Annotated in this window: 16 protein-coding genes and 1 riboswitch; of the genes, 15 read left to right on the plus strand and 1 reads right to left on the minus strand. The window is 63.7% G+C overall.

Annotated elements, in window-relative coordinates; all coding sequences use genetic code 11:
• Positions 1-8: 8 nt before the first annotated feature.
• The gene (locus tag AU465_RS29150) at positions 9-1,268 is read right to left on the minus strand and encodes a sarcosine oxidase subunit beta (RefSeq protein ID WP_192255798.1); all 1,260 of its coding nucleotides are present in this window, start codon (positions 1,266-1,268) and stop codon (positions 9-11) included.
• A gap of 207 nt (positions 1,269-1,475) precedes the next feature.
• Here AU465_RS29150 and AU465_RS29155 point away from each other — a divergent pair, with 207 nt between their 5' ends.
• From AU465_RS29155 to AU465_RS29225, 15 genes are all read left to right on the plus strand, one after another.
• Complete coding sequence (locus tag AU465_RS29155) at positions 1,476-3,965, plus strand: mechanosensitive ion channel family protein (RefSeq protein WP_192255800.1); 2,490 nt, start codon at positions 1,476-1,478, stop codon at positions 3,963-3,965.
• A 253-nt stretch (positions 3,966-4,218) separates the two neighbouring features.
• Complete coding sequence (locus tag AU465_RS29160) at positions 4,219-4,482, plus strand: hypothetical protein (protein ID WP_126088656.1); 264 nt, start codon at positions 4,219-4,221, stop codon at positions 4,480-4,482.
• A gap of 205 nt (positions 4,483-4,687) precedes the next feature.
• Positions 4,688-6,127, plus strand: a complete 1,440-nt coding sequence (locus tag AU465_RS29165; RefSeq protein WP_192255802.1) for a UbiA family prenyltransferase — start codon at positions 4,688-4,690, stop codon at positions 6,125-6,127.
• Positions 6,121-7,482 carry an FAD-binding oxidoreductase gene (locus AU465_RS29170; protein ID WP_210325301.1) on the plus strand — a complete coding sequence of 454 codons (1,362 nt, stop codon included), beginning with the start codon at positions 6,121-6,123 and terminating at the stop codon, positions 7,480-7,482. The genes AU465_RS29165 and AU465_RS29170 overlap by 7 nt, the downstream gene beginning before the upstream one ends.
• Before the next feature lie 123 nt (positions 7,483-7,605).
• Positions 7,606-8,055 (plus strand): EamA family transporter, encoded by a 450-nt coding sequence (locus AU465_RS29175; RefSeq protein ID WP_192255804.1) that lies wholly within the window; start codon positions 7,606-7,608, stop codon positions 8,053-8,055.
• On the plus strand, positions 8,052-9,059 hold the full coding sequence (locus AU465_RS29180) for an NAD-dependent epimerase/dehydratase family protein (protein ID WP_192255806.1): 1,008 nt from the start codon (positions 8,052-8,054) through the stop codon (positions 9,057-9,059). Before AU465_RS29175 ends, AU465_RS29180 begins: the two co-directional genes overlap by 4 nt.
• Before the next feature lie 23 nt (positions 9,060-9,082).
• Positions 9,083-10,552, plus strand: coding sequence for an aspartate aminotransferase family protein (locus tag AU465_RS29185; RefSeq protein ID WP_210325302.1), 1,470 nt, complete (start codon positions 9,083-9,085; stop codon positions 10,550-10,552).
• Positions 10,553-10,560: 8 nt separating this feature from the next.
• On the plus strand, positions 10,561-11,796 hold the full coding sequence (locus AU465_RS29190; protein WP_192255808.1) for a hypothetical protein: 1,236 nt from the start codon (positions 10,561-10,563) through the stop codon (positions 11,794-11,796).
• Positions 11,793-12,548, plus strand: a complete 756-nt coding sequence (locus tag AU465_RS29195; protein WP_192255810.1) for an FkbM family methyltransferase — start codon at positions 11,793-11,795, stop codon at positions 12,546-12,548. The genes AU465_RS29190 and AU465_RS29195 overlap by 4 nt, the downstream gene beginning before the upstream one ends.
• Positions 12,549-12,632: 84 nt before the next feature.
• A riboswitch (TPP riboswitch) is annotated at positions 12,633-12,748 on the plus strand.
• A gap of 104 nt (positions 12,749-12,852) precedes the next feature.
• On the plus strand, positions 12,853-14,676 hold the full coding sequence (thiC, locus tag AU465_RS29200) for a phosphomethylpyrimidine synthase ThiC (RefSeq protein ID WP_192255812.1): 1,824 nt from the start codon (positions 12,853-12,855) through the stop codon (positions 14,674-14,676).
• Complete coding sequence (gene thiO, locus AU465_RS29205) at positions 14,673-15,647, plus strand: glycine oxidase ThiO (RefSeq protein ID WP_192255815.1); 975 nt, start codon at positions 14,673-14,675, stop codon at positions 15,645-15,647. Before thiC ends, thiO begins: the two co-directional genes overlap by 4 nt.
• The gene (thiS, locus tag AU465_RS29210) at positions 15,644-15,841 is read left to right on the plus strand and encodes a sulfur carrier protein ThiS (RefSeq protein WP_127861929.1); all 198 of its coding nucleotides are present in this window, start codon (positions 15,644-15,646) and stop codon (positions 15,839-15,841) included. The genes thiO and thiS overlap by 4 nt, the downstream gene beginning before the upstream one ends.
• Position 15,842: 1 nt before the next feature.
• The gene (locus tag AU465_RS29215) at positions 15,843-16,616 is read left to right on the plus strand and encodes a thiazole synthase (protein ID WP_192255816.1); all 774 of its coding nucleotides are present in this window, start codon (positions 15,843-15,845) and stop codon (positions 16,614-16,616) included.
• Entirely contained in the window at positions 16,613-17,218 is a 606-nt protein-coding gene (locus AU465_RS29220; RefSeq protein ID WP_192255818.1) for a thiamine phosphate synthase, read from the plus strand. The genes AU465_RS29215 and AU465_RS29220 overlap by 4 nt, the downstream gene beginning before the upstream one ends.
• Positions 17,209-17,967, plus strand: a complete 759-nt coding sequence (locus tag AU465_RS29225; protein WP_192255821.1) for a hydroxymethylpyrimidine/phosphomethylpyrimidine kinase — start codon at positions 17,209-17,211, stop codon at positions 17,965-17,967. Before AU465_RS29220 ends, AU465_RS29225 begins: the two co-directional genes overlap by 10 nt.
• Positions 17,968-18,058 lie beyond the last annotated feature (91 nt).

Genomic DNA, 18,058 nt, shown 5'->3' on the forward strand with positions numbered 1-18,058 from the left:
TTCCAACCCTAATGCAGCCGCGGGGTCGCGCCCTGGCCTTTGTCGTCGATGATGAGGCCGCGATAGAAACGGTCGAGCGTGAAGGGCGCGTTGAATTCGTGCGGCTCGTCCTTGGCGATCGTCCAGGCGAAGCACCAGCCAGAGGCGGGGGTGGCCTTGAAGCCGCCATAGCACCAGCCGCAGTTGAGATACATGCCGGGCAGCGGTCCGGTGGTGATGATCGGCGAGCCGTCCATCGTCATATCGCAAAGGCCGCCCCAGGAGCGCAGCATGCGCACCCGCGCCAGGCCCGGGAACAGCGCCAGCATCTCGCTCATCACCTCGTCGACGACCGGCAGGCTGCCGCGTTGCGCATAGCTGTTGTAGCCGTCGAGGTCGCCGCCATAGACGAGACCGCCCTTGTCGGACTGGGAAATGTAGAAGTGGCCCATGCCGAAGGTGAGAACGGTGTTGATGATCGGCTTGAGCGATTCGGACACGAACGCCTGCAGCACGTAGCTTTCGATCGGCATATGCGAAATGCCGGCAAGCTGCATGACCTGGCCGGTGCTGCCGGCGACGGCAAGCGCCACTTTCTTGGCGCGGATGTCGCCGCGCGTCGTCGTCACGCCGGTGATGCGGTCGCCGTCGCGCAGGAAGCCGGTGACCTCGCAATTCTCGATGATGTCGACGCCGCGCCGGTCGGCGCCGCGCGCATAGCCCCAAGCGACCGCGTCGTGGCGAGCGGTGCCCGCGCGCGGCTGCATCAGTCCGCCGAGGACGGGAAAACGCGCCGAACCCGAGACGTCCAGCGCCGGCACAAGCCGTTTGATCTCACCGACGCTCATCAGCTCGGCGTCGACGCCGAGATGGCGCATGGCATTGCCGCGCCTTGCATAGTCGTCGAGCTGGGCCGGCGTGTGCGCCAGGTTGAGGCAGCCGCGCTGCGAGAACATGACGTTGTAGTTGAGGTCGTGCGACAGGTTCTCCCACAGCTTCATCGAATGTTCGTAGAAGCGTGTGTTCTGCGGCAAAAGGTAGTTGGAGCGCACGGCCGTGGTGTTGCGGCCGACATTGCCCGAGCCCAGCCAGCCTTTCTCCAGCACCGCGACGTTGGTGATGCCGTGTTCCTTGGCAAGGTAATAGGCGGTCGAGAGCCCATGGCCGCCACCGCCGATGACGATCACGTCATAGGACGCCTTGGGGTCCGGCTTGCGCCAGGCCGGTGTCCAGTCCTGGTTGCCCCTCAGCGCGTTCTTGAGCAGCGAAAAGGCTGAGTATTCCGCCATTCTTCCTGTCGTCCTTTTGGTGCGAGGCGGCAGACTATAGAGCAGGCGAGAAGCGCAAAGCCAAGATTGCGCCATAGCTTTTCGACAGGCCGACTTCGATCCGCGCCGTCGGTCTGCGGATGGAGACGGCTTGCCGCCTGATATGCCGGTCTTTATCAAGGGCGGAATTTTCGAAGATCTTTCGGCCGCGAGTCGCCCCGTCACGTCATGATTTTCCGACTGCTACGCCTGATCCTGGTCGCCATTGTCGCTGTCGCGGCACAGCCGTCGTCAGACGCGATGGGGCAGGCGATCGGCCAGGGCTCCGCGCAGCTCATCGCCGACCAGACCAAGGCCATCCAGGACCTGACGGCGAAGACCGACGGCCTGGAGAAGAAGTTAAGCGCTCCCGACCAGGACGATGCCGGTCTTGTCGATACCCGCTTGCAGCTCGAGGATATTTCGCGCGCCGCGCTGAACAGCGCGCTCGCGTTCCGTTCGCGCCTCAACGACATCAACGCTCGCATCGAGGTATTGGGGCCGCAGCCGGCGCAGGGGCAGCCGCCGGAGCCTGCGATCGTCGCCAATGAGCGCGCGGCGCTCACGGCCGAGAAGGCCGAGATCAATGCCGTGGTCGCCAGCGCGCAGAACCTGTCGATCCGCATCAGCGGGCTGGTCGACAAGATCGCTATCCTGCGCAGCGAGCTGTTCCGGAGCGTTCTGACGAAACGCTACGAATTGACCGATGCGCTGAGCCCGCAGGCCTTTTCCGACGCGCACGATCAGTTCACCGGCCTCTACAAGGCGGTGGCCTCCTGGCTCACCTTCGCATTGAAGTTCAAGTTCCAAGCCATGCTTGCGGCGACGCTGATGGCGCTGGCACTGGCGGCCGTGCTGCTGATCGGCGGCAGGCGCCTGTTCGGCCGCATCTTCGAGGCCGATCCTTCCGTCGAAGAGCCGTCCTACCTCAGCCGGCTGTCGGTGGCGTTCTGGTCGACGCTGCTGCCGACCGTGGCGCTCGGCGCGTTCCTCGCCTCGACCGTGTTCTTCTTCAACTACTACAGCGTGCTGCGCGGCGACATCGGCGAATTCCTCAACGCGCTGCTCTCCGTCGTCGCGGTGGTGTTCTGCGTCAATCGGCTGACCAATGCGGCACTCGAGCCGCGGCTGCCGAACTGGCGGCTTATTCCAGTCGCAACCGGACCGGCGCGTTGGCTGGTGCGGCTGGCCACCGCCATGGCCGTGGTCCTCGGCTTCAACTACTTCCTGTCGGTCGTCAACGAGAAGATGGGTTCGCCGCTGTCGCTGACGATTGCCAGGAGCTTCGTTGCCACCGTCATCGTGGGCATCATCCTGATCCTTATGGGCGTGCTGAGGCCTTTCAAGGCGCATGATGGGTCCTGGCGTCCCTGGCCGGCCTGGCTTCGCTTCATTGCCATCGGGCTCGGCCTGCTCACCATCGCCGCAGCACTGCTCGGCTATATCGGTCTTGCGCTTTTCGTCTCGATCCAGGTCGTGGTCACCGGCACCACGCTCGTCACCGCCTATATCGGCTTCCTGTCGGCGCGGGCGATCGGCGAGGAGGGCGGCTTCGCCGACACCTCGGTCGGGCGCTGGCTGTCTGCCAATTCCAGCTACGAGGACACCGCGCTCGACCAGCTCGGCCTGGTGGTCAGCATCGCCATCAACCTGATGATCGTGCTGGTGTTCCTGCCACTGATCCTCTTGATGTGGGGCTTCCAGCCCGGCGATATCGAAGCCTGGGCCTTCAAGCTGGCGACAGGCGTCACCATCGGTTCGGTGACGATTTCCGTCCTCGGCATCCTCACCGGCATCGTCGTCTTCGTTATCGGCTATTTCCTGACGCGCTGGTTCCAGGGCTGGCTCGACGGCTCGGTGATGGCGCGCGGCAAGGTCGACACCGGCGTGCGCAACTCGATCCGGCTGGCGGTGGGCTATGCCGGCGTCGCGCTCGCGGCGCTCGTCGGCATATCGGCGGCGGGCATCGATCTTTCCAATCTGGCGCTGGTGGCCGGCGCGCTTTCGCTGGGTATCGGCTTCGGCTTGCAGAACGTGGTCTCGAACTTCGTCTCAGGCCTGATCCTGCTTGCCGAGCGACCGTTCAAGGTCGGCGACTGGATCGTCGCCGGCGACATCAGCGGCACGGTCAGAAAGATCAGCGTGCGCGCCACCGAGATCGAGACGTTTCAGCGGCAGTCGGTGATCCTGCCGAACTCGAACCTCATCAACAATGCGGTCGGCAACTGGACGCACCGCAACAAGCTTGGCCGTGTCGACATCAAGGTGGGCGTCGCCTATGGTAGCGACGTCAAGCGCGTCCATGCCATCCTGCTCGACATTGCCCGCGCCCATCCGATGGCGCTCAAGAACCCCGAGCCCTTCGTGCTCTTTGCCAATTTTGGGCCGGCCGCGCTCGAATTCGAAATCCGCGTCTTCGTGGCCGACGTGTTGAACGGCAGCATCGTCCAGAACGACATCCGCTTCGCGATCTTCGATATCTTCGAGGACGAGCATATCGAGATCCCGTCGACGCCGCGCGCCGTGGTCGAGACAACGAAGCACGAGTCGTGGCCGATCGATGACGACAAGATCGAAGCCGAGTTCGCCGAACGCGAGCGGCTGGAAGCCCAGGCCGCGGCCGAGCAGGCCCGTTTGGCCAAAACGAAGAGGAAAGGCCGCAAGCCCGACCCCGACTAAAGCAGGTCGCGTGAAAGAAGATTCGCGCGATCTGCTTTAAGTTTTTTTCAAGCATGTCTTTGTCCCGAAACCGGTCCCACCTTCGGGAGACATGCTTAGGTTTGCCGGCCGGCGAAATTCCGGCCAAAGCCGATTGTGGCATGAATGCGGCATTCAGTTGCGGTTCAGGTTACATCTCATATAAGCTCTCACGCAAAGGGCGAGAATGCCTTGCGAAAATGAACAGAGGCGGTGTGGAAACACCGGAATTGCAATGTGGAAGTCTGTCGTTGCCGCCATCGCTTTCCTGGCCCTGGGCGGTTCGGCTTTTGCCGCCAGCGCGGTCAACAAGGACGCTCAGACGCGGACGTTGATCGTGACCGAAGGCGGCGGCAAGACCGAGTTGGCGCTGGCCGCCGGCGAGACGGTGGAATTCTGCCCGAATGGCTGCTTTGTTACCTTGCCCAACGGTGACCTCGAAGCGCTGACCGGTTCGGAAACGGTCGAGATATCGGGCGGCATCGCCCGTATCAAGTAAGAGCGCCCATAAGCACGATCGGCAAAGGCCGGGCGAATGTCCGGCCTTTTATCGTTTCCGATAGGCGCCGCTTAACGATGCCGCCGGAAATACCGTCTGTACAGCGCGTTGCAACCGGGCGTTTTAACGTTCGCTCCGCCATCTCCCGCTATATCCGTCGCAAGGGCGCCGAAGCACGGCGCGGGGGTGAGCAGGCAGGGCAACAATGGACGCGCGGTCGGACAGGAACGCAATTCCGCTTGCGGTCGACCTCGACGGCACGCTGATTGCAACGGACCTTCTGTGGGAAGGCCTGTTCATCCTGCTCAAGAAGAACCCGCTTTATGTCTTTCTCCTGCCGCTTTGGCTGACCGGCGGTCCCGCGCGGCTCAAGCAGGAAATCGCCGCGCGCGTCGACATCGATCCGGCCTCGCTGCCTTACCGGGTTGAACTGCTCGGGCGGCTCCGCGCCGAGCAGGAGGAAGGCCGCAAGATCGTGCTGGCTACGGGCACACCGCGCAAATTCGCCGAGGCGATCGCGGCGCATCTCGGCATCTTCGACCGCGTGCTGGCGACGGACGGACCGCATAATTTGAGTTCGGCCAGGAAGCGCGCCTCGCTGGTCGCCGCCTATGGCGATGGCGGCTTCGACTATGCCGGCAACAGCCGGCACGATCTCAAAGTCTTCGATGGCGCACGCAACGCCATCATCGTCGCGCCGGACCGCAGCGCCCGACGCTGGCAGGCGGGGCATGGCGCCGAGACGATGCCGGCGCCGAAGCGGACGCTGAAGACCTACGTCAGGATGCTGAGGATCCATCAGTGGCTGAAGAATTCGCTGATCGCTGTGCCAATGGTGCTGTCGCATGAGTATTTCAATGTCGGCATGATCTGGCAGTGCGTTCTGGCCTTCGTTTCCTTCAGCGCCGTCGCCTCCGCCATCTACATCGTCAACGACTTCTTCGACCTTGCGCTGGACCGTAAGCATCCGACCAAGTGCAACCGGCCCTTCGCCAGCGGTGTGCTGTCGATCCCGTTCGGCCTTGGCGCGATCGCCGTGCTGCTTGCCATCGGCATCGCCATCGGCTGCCTGCTGCCGATCGAATTCCTCGGCGTGCTCGGCGGCTACATGGTCGTGACCACTGCCTATTCGCTGTCCTTCAAGCGCATGCTGTTGATCGACGTGCTGACGCTGGCCGGCCTCTACACGATCCGCGTGCTGGCGGGCGCGGCGGCCACCGGCGTCGATGTCTCCTTTTGGCTGCTCGCCTTCTCGATCTTCTTCTTCCTGTCGCTTGCGCTGGTGAAGCGTTTCGTCGAACTGCGCACCACCGCCATCCCGGTCGGCGAGCGCATCGCCGGCCGCGGCTATCGCACCGAGGACCAGGAGATCGTCGCCCAGGCCGGCATGGCCTCGGCCTTCTCCTCGGCGCTGGTGCTGGCGCTCTACATGGACAGCGTCGCGGTGCGCGAGCTCTATCCGCATCCCTGGGTGATGTGGCCTCTAGCGCCGATCGTGCTTTATCTCACCATGCGCGTCTGGATCCTCGCCCGCCGCGACGAGATGCATGACGATCCGGTCGTCTTCATCATCCGCGACTGGCGCAGCCAGATCGTGGTGGCCATCGGCGCGGTGCTTCTGGTCGCGGGAGGCTGGGGTTGGTGAGGGCGGGCGGCGAACGCTTCGGCAGTTTCGGACTGGCGACGCCTCCGGCACGCCATTCCATCCCTGCCGACGATGCCATTGCGCTGTTGAAGAGTGGCGCGGCCAAGCCTGGTTCGCTCATCGCCTACGGCAATGGCCGCTCCTATGGCGACAGCTGCCAGAACGACGCCGGCATGGTCGTCGACATGCGGCCGCTCAATCGCATCCGCGCTTTCAACGCCGAGACAGGCGCGATCGAGGCCGATACCGGGGTGCTGCTTTGCGACATCATCGCCTATGCCGCGCCCTACGGTTTCTTTCCGGCCGTGGTTCCCGGCACTCAATTCGTGACCCTGGGTGGCGCCATCGCCAACGATGTCCACGGCAAGAACCACCACCGGCGCGGCACATTCGGCTGTCATGTCGAATCCTTGACCCTGCTGCGGTCCGACGGCCGGACCTATCGCTGCTCCGACACCGACAATGCCCATCTCTTCAGGGCGACGATCGGCGGCATGGGGCTTACCGGATTGATCCTGTCGGCGTCGATCCGGCTGATGCGCGTGCCCTCGCTCGACATCGTCGAGAAGGCGACCCGGTTTCGTGATCTCGACGAATTCTTCGACCTTGCGGATGCAGCCGACCAGGCCAATGAATATGCCGTCGCCTGGATCGATCAGCTTGCCGGCGGTCACGGGCGCGGGCGCGGCCTCTTGTTCACCGGCAACCACGCCGAGCACGGCTCGCATGCCGCCGCCCGGGCAGGCAGCCGGATCTCGGTGCCCGTGCGGCCTCCCTTCAACGTGCTCAACCGCCCGTTCCTGACCGTCTTCAACGCTGCCTATCGGTGGAAGAAGGGCCGCTCGTCCGATGCGCGCCGGGCGGGCTACCAGGCCTTCTTCTTTCCGCTCGACGGCGTTCGCGACTGGAACCGGCTCTATGGACCGCGCGGGCTTTTCCAGCACCAGAGCGTGGTGCCTGAGGCCGTCGCGCGGCGCGCCGTGCCGGCCCTGCTCGAAGCGGCGCGGCGGGCAGGCCAAGGCTCGTTTCTCACGGTCCTGAAGCGGTTTGGCGACGTCCGTTCGCCGGCGTTGCTATCGTTCCCGCGGCCCGGCTACACGCTGACGCTCGATTTTCCCAACAAAAGCGAAAGGACGCTGAGGCTTCTCGCCGAGCTCGACCGCATCACGGTCGAGGCCGGTGGGGCCGTCAACCCCTACAAGGATGCACGCATGGGGCCCGAAACCTTCGCGACGCCCTTCCCGGAATGGCAGCGGCTGGAGGCGCTTCGCGATCCGGCCTTCCTGTCGAGTTTCTGGGCGCGGACAGCGAAAAAACTGGATGCTGGAAGAGGTGCGACCGAGGCTGCGGAGTAGGTCGAATTTGAGTAAATCTTGGTAAATGGCGCGTTAAGATCAGGGTTTACTCAAAATAGACATGTGATTTCACTAAATATTTGCAGGTTTGTAGTAGGACCGTTCAAGGGCGGGGTGGCAATAATGAAATACATCGTCTTCATTCTCTTCACGGTCATGACCAATGCCGCTGCGCAGCTCATGTTGAAGCAGGGCATGATGTCGATGGGACCGATCTCGTTCGAGGGCGTCAATCCGCTCTTGAAGCTTCTGCAGATCGTGTTCAGCCCATGGATATTCCTCGGCCTTTGCACCTTCGTCATCTCGATGGCCTCGCATCTCTACGTGCTGTCGAAGGTCGAGCTCAGCTTCGCCTATCCGTTCCTGAGCCTCGCCTATGTTGCGGTCGCCGTCTTTGCCTATTTCGTCTTCCGCGAGGACCTCAATGGGTGGCGCATCGCCGGCATCGCCTGCATCTGCGTCGGCACCGTGCTGATAGCGCAAAGTGGCCGCGATTTGGGTGGCCGCGGGCATGAGGACCAAACTGCTTCCATCACCTCCGACAAGATCGGCGCAAACGAGATCGTTCGATGAGACATGTGATTTTCGGCGGCGACGGTTTCGTCGGCCGTCATCTTGCCCCCAAGCTTGCCGCGGACGGCGAGAACGTCGTCGTCGCCGACATCGTCAAGAGCGACCTGCCGCACTATCGTTCGGTGCGCTTCATCACTTGCGACGTGACCGATCCGGCTTCGGTCGCGGCAGTGGGCCTCAGGGCCGACGACATGGTCTACAACCTGTCGGCCAAGATGCTGTCGCCGATCCAGGTGCGCGCCAAGCGGCACGACTTCTTCTTTCCGGTGAATTTCCACGGCACCGAACACATCATCCAGGCCATGGACAAGGCCGGCGCCTCGAAACTGGTCCACTACACGACCGATATGATCTACGGCCATACCGTGGTGCTGCCGATGACCGAGAATCATCCGGTGGCACCGCTTGGCGAATATGGCCTGTCGAAGCTCAGGACCGAGGAGCTCGCCGCCGAATGGCGCAAGCGCGGCATGTCGATCTCGCTGTTCCGGCCGCGCCTGATCATCGGGCCCGGGCGCCTCGGCATCCTGGAAAAACTCTTCAAGCTGATCGACTGGAACCTGCCGGTGCCAATGATCGGCTCGGGCAGGAATCCATACCAGTTCATCTCGGTGTTCGACTGCGCCGAAGCCGCCCGCGCGGCCTGGAAAGCCGGCGTGCCGAACGAAGCCTATAATCTCGGTTCGCTCAATCCGCCGCCGGTGAGAAAACTGCTCGGGGACCTGATCAAGCATGCCGGCTCTAAGTCGATCCTGCTGCCGTCGCCGGGCTGGGCGGTCAAGCGCACGCTCGACCTGCTCGACCTCTTCAACATGCCGATCATGGATCCGGAGCAGTATCTGATCGCCGATGAGGAATGCGTGCTCGACGTGTCCAAGGCCGAGCGTCAGCTCGGCTGGGTGCCGCAATACCGCGACGAGGACATGCTGATCGCCGCCTACAGCGAATACCGCGCCAAGAAGGACGGCCACGCCGTCGCCACCAAACACGTTCCTGCCGAATAAGGCGACGAAGGGGGGATTTCGAGATGACTGTCATTGCCAAACCGGAACTGGGCGTGCGCGCGCTGGTCGATGCGCCGGCGCTGTTGCCGGCCACCATCGCCAAGCCCGACCTGATCAGCGTCGAACAGGCCAAGGCGATGGATGTCGCCCGTGTCACCGACCTGTTCAAGACGCACCTCAACCCGGGCCAGCTGCATTTCATGAAGCTGCTCGGCTTCCACAAGGTCAAAATCGAGCGCGCCGAGGGCATGTTCTATATCGACCAGAACGGCCGCAAGATCCTGGACTTCTTCGGCGGCTTCGGTTCGCTGGCCTTCGGCCACAACCATCCGCGCATCCTCGAGGCGCGCAAGAAATTCCAGGAGGAGAAGCGCCAGGAGATCGCCATCGCCTTCATGTCGCAATATGCGGCAGCCCTTGCGCACAACATCGCCAAGTGCTCGCCCGGCGATCTCGACATGGTGTTCCTCGGCTCGTCTGGTTCGGAAGCCATGGAAGCGGCGGTGAAGCTCGCCGAACGCGCCGCAGGCCCCAAGCGGCCGAAGGTCGTCTATGCCGAGAACTCCTTCCACGGCAAGACCAAGGGCGTGCTAGCGATCACCGACGGTCAGCTCTATCGCGCCGAGTTCAAGGTGGCGGACAATGCCGTGCGCGTTCCCTTCGCGGACATCGACGCGGTCGAGCGCGCCTTCCGCAACGATCCCGAGATCGGCGCCATCGTGCTCGAAACCATCCAGGGCGGCGGTGGCATCATCCAGGCGCCGGCCGAATACTGGCAGAAGCTGCGCGCGCTTTGCGACCGGTATGGCGTGCTGTGGGTCGCCGACGAAGTGCAATGCGGCTACGGCCGTTCCGGCCGCTTTTATGCCTTCGAGCATTACGGCGTCGTGCCGGACGTGACGGCGCTGGCGAAATCGCTCGGCGGCGGCAAGGCGGCAGTCGGCGCCATGATCGCCAAGCGCGACGTCTACATGAAGGCCTATGGCACGCCCAAGACGGCGATGATCCATGCCATGGCGACGTTCGGCGGCATGGGCGAGGCCTGTGTCACCGCGATCGAGGCGCTGAACGTCCTCTATGACGAGGGCCTGATCGACAATGCGGCTTCGACCGGCGATTACCTTCGGCAGCGGCTGCAGGCGCTGAAGGCGAAATATCCGAAGATCATCAAGGACGTGCGCGGCAAGGGCTTCATGATCGGGCTCGAGTTCCACGATTTCTCGCAAACCTTGCCGATGGTGCTGCGTCCGCTGGTGAGCGTGCTCGACGACAAGCTGAAGGGCTCGCTGTCGGGCTTCGTCGGCGCGCTGCTGTTGCGCGACTACGACGTGCTCGTCGCCTTCACCGAATACAATCGCAACGTCATCCGGCTCGAGCCGCCGCTGATCTGCCAGCGCGAGCATGTCGACCGCTTCGTCGATGCCTTCGACAGCCTTCTGTCGCGCGGCATCGTGGCGATCGTGAGGGATTTCGTGAAAAGCCAGGTCCGCTGAGACAGACGATGCTGACTAGGCCGCCCATTGTCCCGACCAATGCGCTCGACCGGCTGACCGGCGCCGGTCTTGCCTGGGGCGAGGGGGCTTATGCGAAATGGGCCGCGCCGATCGGCGCGGCGGCCTTCTCGCTTTACATCCTGCTGACCGCCGTGACGGCCTGGTTCATGCCCGATGCCAACTGGGACATGCTGCCTTACCTCGCGATCGCCGAGGAAGGCACCTATCCCGCTCCGCGGGCGCTGCATGACTATGCCTACAGCACCGTCAAGGAAGGTGTGTCGGCGGGCGACTACAAGATGCTGACCGACGATGGCGGCGGCTTCCGCAGCCACATGGCGGAGAATGCCGCCGACTTCCATTCGCTGCTCGGCATGTACCGGATCAAGTTCCTCTACGCCGAGATCCTGTCTGGCCTCAGCCATATCGTCTCGCCGGTCGAGGCGATGCGGCTGGTGCAGGTGTTCTCGGTGCTCTTGTTCGGCGCCATCACATTGCTCTGGCTGCGGGCGGAAGGCGCGCTGGCGCTGGCGCTGGTCGCCGGCGCCATCCTGATCATGGCCGATTTCGGCGATGCCGCGCGGGTTTCGACGCCGGACCTCCTCTGCTCGGCGCTGTTCCTCGGCGGGCTGTTCGCCTATGTCCGCAAACGCGAGACAGCCTCGGCGACCCTGCTTTTCCTCGCCTTCATGGCGCGGCCGGACAACATCGTCTTCCTCGCCATCTTCGCCGTTCTGCTCGTCGCGTTCCGGCAGAAGGCGTGGGGGGCGCTGGCCGGCTTTGCCGCCTCCTTCGTCGCCTATTTCGCCATCTCGCATTGGGCGCAGCATCCCGGCTGGTGGCCGCATCTTTGGTTCTCCAGCATAGAGCAGCACTACAATATGGACGGCTTCGAACCGCCATTCTCGGTGGCGGCCTATCTCAAGGCCTTTGCCGCCTCGGTGGTGCGCGCCATCGACGTCAACAGTTGGGTCGGCGTCTCGGTGCTGGCTTTAGCCGGCTGGTACGGGCTCGACCGCGCCGGCTTCCGGCTCGACCGCCGCGCCGGCATCCTGCTTGCGGCATTGGTGCTCGGCGTGCTCGCGAAGTTCACGGTCTTCCCGATCCACGACACCCGCATCTATTTTCCCAATCTTCTGCCGCCCTTCCTGCTGCTCGCCGCGCGGCTGATGGCGCTGTGGGCATCGGCGAGCCCGGATCGGCACCGCGAGGTGCAGCACGTCGTTTCCGGAGACAAGTCATGAGCTCAGTTTCCACCATCGCGCGCGTTCTGTTGTCGCTCGGCCTTCCAGCAGGCCTGCTCGATCGTGGACCCTCGCTGCGCGGCACGAAGTTCCTCGCCAACGCGGCGCTCAAGGCGCGCTTCGGCGGTGGACGACCATTCCAGATGGTCAATGTCGGCGCCTGCGACGGCGCGCTGTTCGACGACGTGACGCCCTGGCTGCACCGCATCAGGGGTGCTCGGGCGATGCTGGTCGAGCCGATTCCCTACAACCAGAAGCGGCTGCGCGCCAACTATCCGGACACCGGGCGCTTCGTCATCGAGCCGGTGGCGGTGACCAGGACAAAGGGTACCATCACCGTCCATACGTTCGATGCCGCCGCGCTCGAGGCCGGCACGCTGCCGATCGAGTTCATCGGCTGCTCGTCGGTCACCGACACCAATCTGATGTCCGGCAAGAATGCCTGGGGCGAGGCGGACGCCAATTTCAACAAGTTCGCGCCGCATCTGAAGGACATCGAGGTGCCGTCGGAGACCCTGCAGACGCTGCTCGACCGCAACGGCGTCAGCTATATCGACGCTTTCCTGGTCGATTGCGAGGGCGCCGACTGGATGGTGTTCGACCAGCTCGACCTCCAGCGCTACCGTCCCGGCATGATCAAGATCGAGGTCGGCGCGCTGTCGGCGGCCGAGATCGGCCAGGTCGTCGTCAAGCTCAAGACCGCTGGCTATCAAGTCGGCTTCCAGGCCGAGGACATCTGGGCCTTCGCCTAGCTTCCACCGCTGTGGCGGCAATCGAACCCAATTGCCGTTCGGGCCGGATGCGCTTGACAAAGCGGCGGCGGCTCGTTCAACTGAGCCATTCACCAGGGGAGTCCCGGCAAGGGGCTGAGATACTGCTGGCTTCGCGGCGCAGTGACCCGTTGAACCTGATCCAGTTCATACTGGCGTAGGGACGGTGCAAGCGCTTTGCGGGACTCCATGCCCGAAGACCTGTTCGCACAGGTGGACCAAGGCGGCTTTTCATCCTTCCGGCACAGAACTGGGTCTCCAATGCAGATGAGCAAAGGAGCCTCAAATGAATGCCTTGACCCCCGCCGTTTCGACGGGACCGCTGCCCGCCTCACGGAAAATCCACAAGACCGGCGTCCTCCATCCGCAGATCAGGGTGCCGATGCGCGAGATCAGCGTGCACCCGACCGCCGGTGAGCCGCCGGTGACGGTCTACGATCCGTCAGGCCCATATACCGACCCCGCGATCGAAACGAACATCGAAATGGGACTTGCCCGGCTTCGGCAGGACTGGATCGCGGCGCGCGGCGATGTCGAAGCTTATGACGGCCGCCACGTCAGGCCGGAGGACAACGGATTTGCGACTGGCGAACGGCTGACGCCGGAATTTCCTGTCCGCAATCGTCCTCTGCGGGCGAAAGCCGGCAAGGCGGTGACGCAGCTTGCCTACGCGCGTGCAGGGATCATCACGCCCGAAATGGAATTCGTGGCCATCCGCGAGAACCTCGGCCGCGAGACGCTGTGGGGCAAGCTGCAACAGGATGGCGAGGCGTTCGGTGCATCGATTCCGGATTTCGTCACACCGGAATTCGTGCGCGACGAGGTGGCGCGCGGCCGCGCCATCATCCCCGCCAACATCAACCATCCCGAGAGCGAGCCGATGATCATCGGCCGCAATTTCCTGGTGAAAATCAACGCCAATATCGGCAATTCCGCAGTCACCTCGTCGATGGCCGAGGAGGTCGAAAAAATGGTCTGGGCGATCCGATGGGGCGCCGATACGGTGATGGACCTGTCTACCGGCCGCAACATCCACAACATCCGCGAATGGATCGTGCGCAATTCGCCGGTGCCGATCGGCACGGTGCCGCTCTACCAGGCGCTGGAGAAGGTGGGCGGCATCGCCGAAGACCTGAGCTGGGAGGTCTATCGCGACACGCTGATCGAACAGGCCGAGCAGGGCGTCGACTATTTCACCATCCACGCCGGCGTGCGGCTGCATTACATCCCGCTGACCGTCGATCGGGTCACGGGTATCGTCTCGCGCGGTGGCTCGATCATGGCCAAATGGTGCCTGCACCATCACCGCGAAAGCTTCCTCTATGAGCATTTCGAGGAAATCTGCGACATCTGTCGTGCCTATGACGTCTCCTTCTCGCTCGGCGACGGCCTTCGGCCCGGCTCGATCGCGGATGCCAACGACAAAGCGCAATTCGCCGAGTTGGAAACGCTTGGCGAGCTGACCAAGATCGCTTGGGCAAAGGACTGCCAGGTGATGATCGAAGGTCCCGGACACGTGCCGATGCACAAGATCAAGCAGAACATGGACAAGCAGCTCGCTGTCTGCGGCGAGGCGCCGTTCTACACGCTCGGGCCGCTGACGACGGACATAGCGCCGGGCTACGACCACATCACGTCCGGCATCGGCGCCGCCATGATCGGCTGGTTCGGCACGGCCATGCTCTGTTATGTGACGCCGAAGGAACATCTCGGCCTGCCGGACCGCAACGACGTCAAGACCGGCGTGATAACTTACAGAATAGCCGCTCATGCCGCCGACCTTGCCAAGGGGCATCCCGCAGCGAAGGTCCGCGACGACGCGCTTTCCCGGGCGCGGTTCGAGTTCCGCTGGGAAGATCAGTTCAACCTGTCGCTCGATCCCGAAACGGCGCGCTCGTTCCACGACGAAACCTTGCCCAAGGAAGCGCACAAGGTGGCGCATTTCTGCTCTATGTGCGGACCGAAATTCTGCTCCATGCGCATATCCCACGACATCCGCGCCGAAGCGCAGAAGGAGGGGATGGCGGCGATGGCGGAGAAATACCGCGCCGGCGGCGATCTCTATATGCCTGTCAGCGATGCCGCATTCGGCACGGTCGAGTCGTCATGAGGGTGCTGGTCAAGGGGGCCGGCGTGGCCGGCCTCACCGCGGCGTTCGAACTTGCGGACCGCGGCGCGTTGGTCACTGTCGTCGAGGTCCGGTCTCACCTGGGCGGCAATGCGTCATGGGCCGCAGGCGGCATGCTGGCGCCATGGTGCGAGCGCGAGAGCGCCGAGCAGGCGGTGCTGGATCTCGGACGCGGCGCCGCCGACTGGTGGGACGCTGCTTTGCCCGGCCAAGCGACGCGGGCGGGAACGCTCGTCGTCGCGCCGCCGCGTGATGCGGGCGAGCTCGACCGCTTCGCCAGCCGCACCTCGGGCCATCGCTGGTTGGGCGAGGAGGACATCGCAAGGGTGGAGCCCGACCTCGCCGGCCGTTTCAAGCGCGGGCTGTTCTTCCCCGACGAAGCGCATCTCGACCCGCGCCGGGCAATGGCGGCGCTTCATGACAAGCTGGTCGCGATGGGCGTCGACTTCCATTTCGCAACCGACGGCCAAGGCCTTCCAGGCTTCAAATACAGGGTCGACTGCCGGGGGATCGCGGCGGACGATGCGGCGCTGCGCGGCGTTCGCGGCGAAATGCTGATCCTGCGTACGCCGGATATATCGCTGTCTCGTCCCGTCCGGCTGCTGCATCCGCGCTTTCCGCTCTACATCGTGCCGCGCGCCGACCATCATTTCATGGCCGGCGCAACGATGATCGAGAGCCAGGATGCCGGCCCGGTCACCGTCCGTTCCATGATGGAACTGGCCAGCGCCGCCTGCGCGCTCCATCCGGCCTTCGGTGAGGCGGCGATCGTGGAAATGAGCACCGGTGTCCGTCCGGCCTTTGCCGACAATTTGCCAAGCGTCGAAAGGCTCGGCAACGGCGTCGCGATCAATGGGCTCTATCGCCATGGCTTTCTGCTTGCCCCCGCCATGGCGCGGCAGGCGGCTGACATCCTGTTAAATCCCGACAAACGCGTGGGAGCTTGCGCATGAAACTGATCGTCAACGGAGAAGCGCTCGACAGTGCCGCCGCAACGCTGGCGGTGCTGCTTGCCGAGCTTGACTATGAAGGCGATTGGCTGGCGACGGCCGTCAACAGCGACGTCGTACACAAAGCCAACCGGGCGGAATTTCGATTGAGCGACGGCGATCGGATCGAAATCCTTTCGCCCATGCAGGGAGGCTAGCATGTTCGACCTTCTCGAAGCGGTACTGCCTTCGCGCCTGCTGCTCGGCACCGCCCAGTATCCTTCGCCGGCCATCCTGGCCGATGCGGTCAGGGCGTCGGGCGCCTCGGTGGTGACGGTTTCGCTGCGTCGTGAAATGGCTGGCGGCAGGGGCGGCGAAAAATTCTGGTCGCTGGTCAACTCGCTCGGCGTGAGGATCCTGCCCAACACCGCCGGCTGTCACTCCGTGAAGGAAGCCGTCACGACCGCGAAGATGGCGCGCGAGGTTTTTGGCACGTCCTGGATCAAGCTAGAGGTGATCGGCAACCATGACACGCTCCAGCCGGACGTGTTCAGCCTGGTCAAAGCCGCCCGCATCCTGTGCGAAGACGGTTTCACGGTGTTCCCCTATACCACCGACGATCTCGTCGTCGCCGAGCGGCTGCTGGGCGCAGGCTGCAAGGTCCTCATGCCGTGGTGCGCGCCGATCGGCTCGGCCCTCGGACCGGTCAACATCATGGCGCTGCGCTCGATGCGCGGGCATTTCCCCGACGTGCCGCTGATCGTCGATGCGGGGCTCGGGCGGCCATCGCATGCGGCAACCGTCATGGAACTCGGCTTCGACGCCGTGTTGCTGAACACGGCGGTCGCCAAGGCGGCCGATCCGGTCGGCATGGCGCGCGCTTTCAGCAAGGCGGTCGACGCCGGCCGCGAAGCCTTCGGCTCGGGATTGCTCGAGCCGCGCGATGTCGCCGTACCGTCGACGCCGACAATCGGCAGGGCGGTTTTTTCATGAAGCTCGATCCCTTCTACCTGATCGTCGACAGCGCTGCCTGGATCGAGCGGCTGGTGCCGCTTGGTGTCAGGCTCGTGCAACTGCGCATCAAGGACATGGACGAGGGCGAGCTGCGCGTGGAGATCCGCAAGGCAAGGGCCTTGTGCGCCCGACACCAATGCCAACTCATCATCAACGATCATTGGCGGCTGGCGATCGAGGAGCGCTGCGATTTCGTCCATCTCGGCCAGGAGGATCTGCAAACTGCTGACCTTCCGGCAATACAGGCGGCCGGCGTCAGGCTCGGACTGAGCACGCATGATGATGCCGAACTGGAAACGGCCGTTGCGGCGAAGCCGCACTACGTCGCGCTCGGCCCGGTCTACCCCACCATCCTGAAGAAAATGAAATGGGCGCCGCAGGGGCTGGAACGGATCCGTGCGTGGAAGGAACGGGTCGCGCCTCTCCCGCTGGTCGCTATCGGCGGCCTCAACCCCGAGCGGCTCGATGGCGTTTTCGGAGCTGGCGCCGACAGCGCGGCGGTGGTCACGGACATAACGCTGAATTCCGATCCCGAAGCGCGCACCAGAGAATGGATCGAAAAGACGGATCAATGGCGCTGAACCGGGACCTGCATGTGCTTGTCGTCGGCGGATCGGATTCCAGCGGTGGTGCCGGGATTGCACGCGATATCGAGACGGTCTCTTCGATTGGCCTGCGGACCTGTCTTGCCGTTACCGCGGTGACGGTGCAGACGCATGGCGCCGTAAAGGGCATCCTTCATCTGCAACCTGGCCTGGTCGCCGATCAGATGCGAGCAGCGTTGCAGGCCAACGAGGTAGCTGCCATCAAGATCGGCATGCTCGCAACGGTGCCGACCATCGCCGCCGTTGCCGCCGTGCTGAGCGAAAATCCGCAGATACCGGCGATCCTCGATCCGGTGCTGGCTTCCTCGTCAGGCAGGCCGCTGGTGGAACCGAATGCCGTCGACGTCATGAAGCGTGATCTCATGCCGCTTTGCCGCCTGGTCACGCCGAACCTTGTTGAACTGGCGGTGCTGACCGGTTCGGAATTGGCCGTGAACGATGAAGACATGCTGCGGCAGGGAAGGCGATTGCTTGCGGCCGGGTCGCGGGCGCTGGTGCTGAAGGGCGGTCATGCGGCGGGGGCAAGATCAACAGACATCCTGTTGAGTTCCGACCGGGAACCAGTTCGCTTCGAAATGCCTCGCCTTACCGCGTCGATGCGCGGGACGGGCTGTATGCTGGCCAGCGCCATCGCCGCGCATCTGGCCGAGGCGAAGTCGCTTGAGGACAGTGTGCACGAAGCCAAGCAGCGTGTCTTCGAGAAGCTCATGGAGGCTTCAGCCTGACTCCGGCGCACAAAGGAATTCCTGATTGGTGGCGCTTGGGAAGCGCGTTCATTCGTCAGGGTCGCTCGGCTCTTTCGCAATGTCGCAAACA

The organism is Mesorhizobium silamurunense, from assembly GCF_014843905.1.
Lineage (GTDB): Bacteria > Pseudomonadota > Alphaproteobacteria > Rhizobiales > Rhizobiaceae > Mesorhizobium > Mesorhizobium silamurunense.

What these genes read in the sequence shown, in the direction of transcription:
- AU465_RS29150 (WP_192255798.1), bottom strand. Translation starts at nt 1,268, where the DNA reads ATGGCGGAATACTCAGCCTTTTCGCTGCTCAAGAACGCGCTGAGGGGC.
- AU465_RS29155 (WP_192255800.1), top strand. Translation starts at nt 1,476, where the DNA reads ATGATTTTCCGACTGCTACGCCTGATCCTGGTCGCCATTGTCGCTGTC.
- AU465_RS29160 (WP_126088656.1), top strand. Translation starts at nt 4,219, where the DNA reads ATGTGGAAGTCTGTCGTTGCCGCCATCGCTTTCCTGGCCCTGGGCGGT.
- AU465_RS29165 (WP_192255802.1), top strand. Translation starts at nt 4,688, where the DNA reads ATGGACGCGCGGTCGGACAGGAACGCAATTCCGCTTGCGGTCGACCTC.
- AU465_RS29175 (WP_192255804.1), top strand. Translation starts at nt 7,606, where the DNA reads ATGAAATACATCGTCTTCATTCTCTTCACGGTCATGACCAATGCCGCT.
- AU465_RS29180 (WP_192255806.1), top strand. Translation starts at nt 8,052, where the DNA reads ATGAGACATGTGATTTTCGGCGGCGACGGTTTCGTCGGCCGTCATCTT.
- AU465_RS29185 (WP_210325302.1), top strand. Translation starts at nt 9,083, where the DNA reads ATGACTGTCATTGCCAAACCGGAACTGGGCGTGCGCGCGCTGGTCGAT.
- AU465_RS29190 (WP_192255808.1), top strand. Translation starts at nt 10,561, where the DNA reads ATGCTGACTAGGCCGCCCATTGTCCCGACCAATGCGCTCGACCGGCTG.
- AU465_RS29195 (WP_192255810.1), top strand. Translation starts at nt 11,793, where the DNA reads ATGAGCTCAGTTTCCACCATCGCGCGCGTTCTGTTGTCGCTCGGCCTT.
- thiC (WP_192255812.1), top strand. Translation starts at nt 12,853, where the DNA reads ATGAATGCCTTGACCCCCGCCGTTTCGACGGGACCGCTGCCCGCCTCA.
- thiO (WP_192255815.1), top strand. Translation starts at nt 14,673, where the DNA reads ATGAGGGTGCTGGTCAAGGGGGCCGGCGTGGCCGGCCTCACCGCGGCG.
- thiS (WP_127861929.1), top strand. Translation starts at nt 15,644, where the DNA reads ATGAAACTGATCGTCAACGGAGAAGCGCTCGACAGTGCCGCCGCAACG.
- AU465_RS29215 (WP_192255816.1), top strand. Translation starts at nt 15,843, where the DNA reads ATGTTCGACCTTCTCGAAGCGGTACTGCCTTCGCGCCTGCTGCTCGGC.
- AU465_RS29220 (WP_192255818.1), top strand. Translation starts at nt 16,613, where the DNA reads ATGAAGCTCGATCCCTTCTACCTGATCGTCGACAGCGCTGCCTGGATC.
- AU465_RS29225 (WP_192255821.1), top strand. Translation starts at nt 17,209, where the DNA reads ATGGCGCTGAACCGGGACCTGCATGTGCTTGTCGTCGGCGGATCGGAT.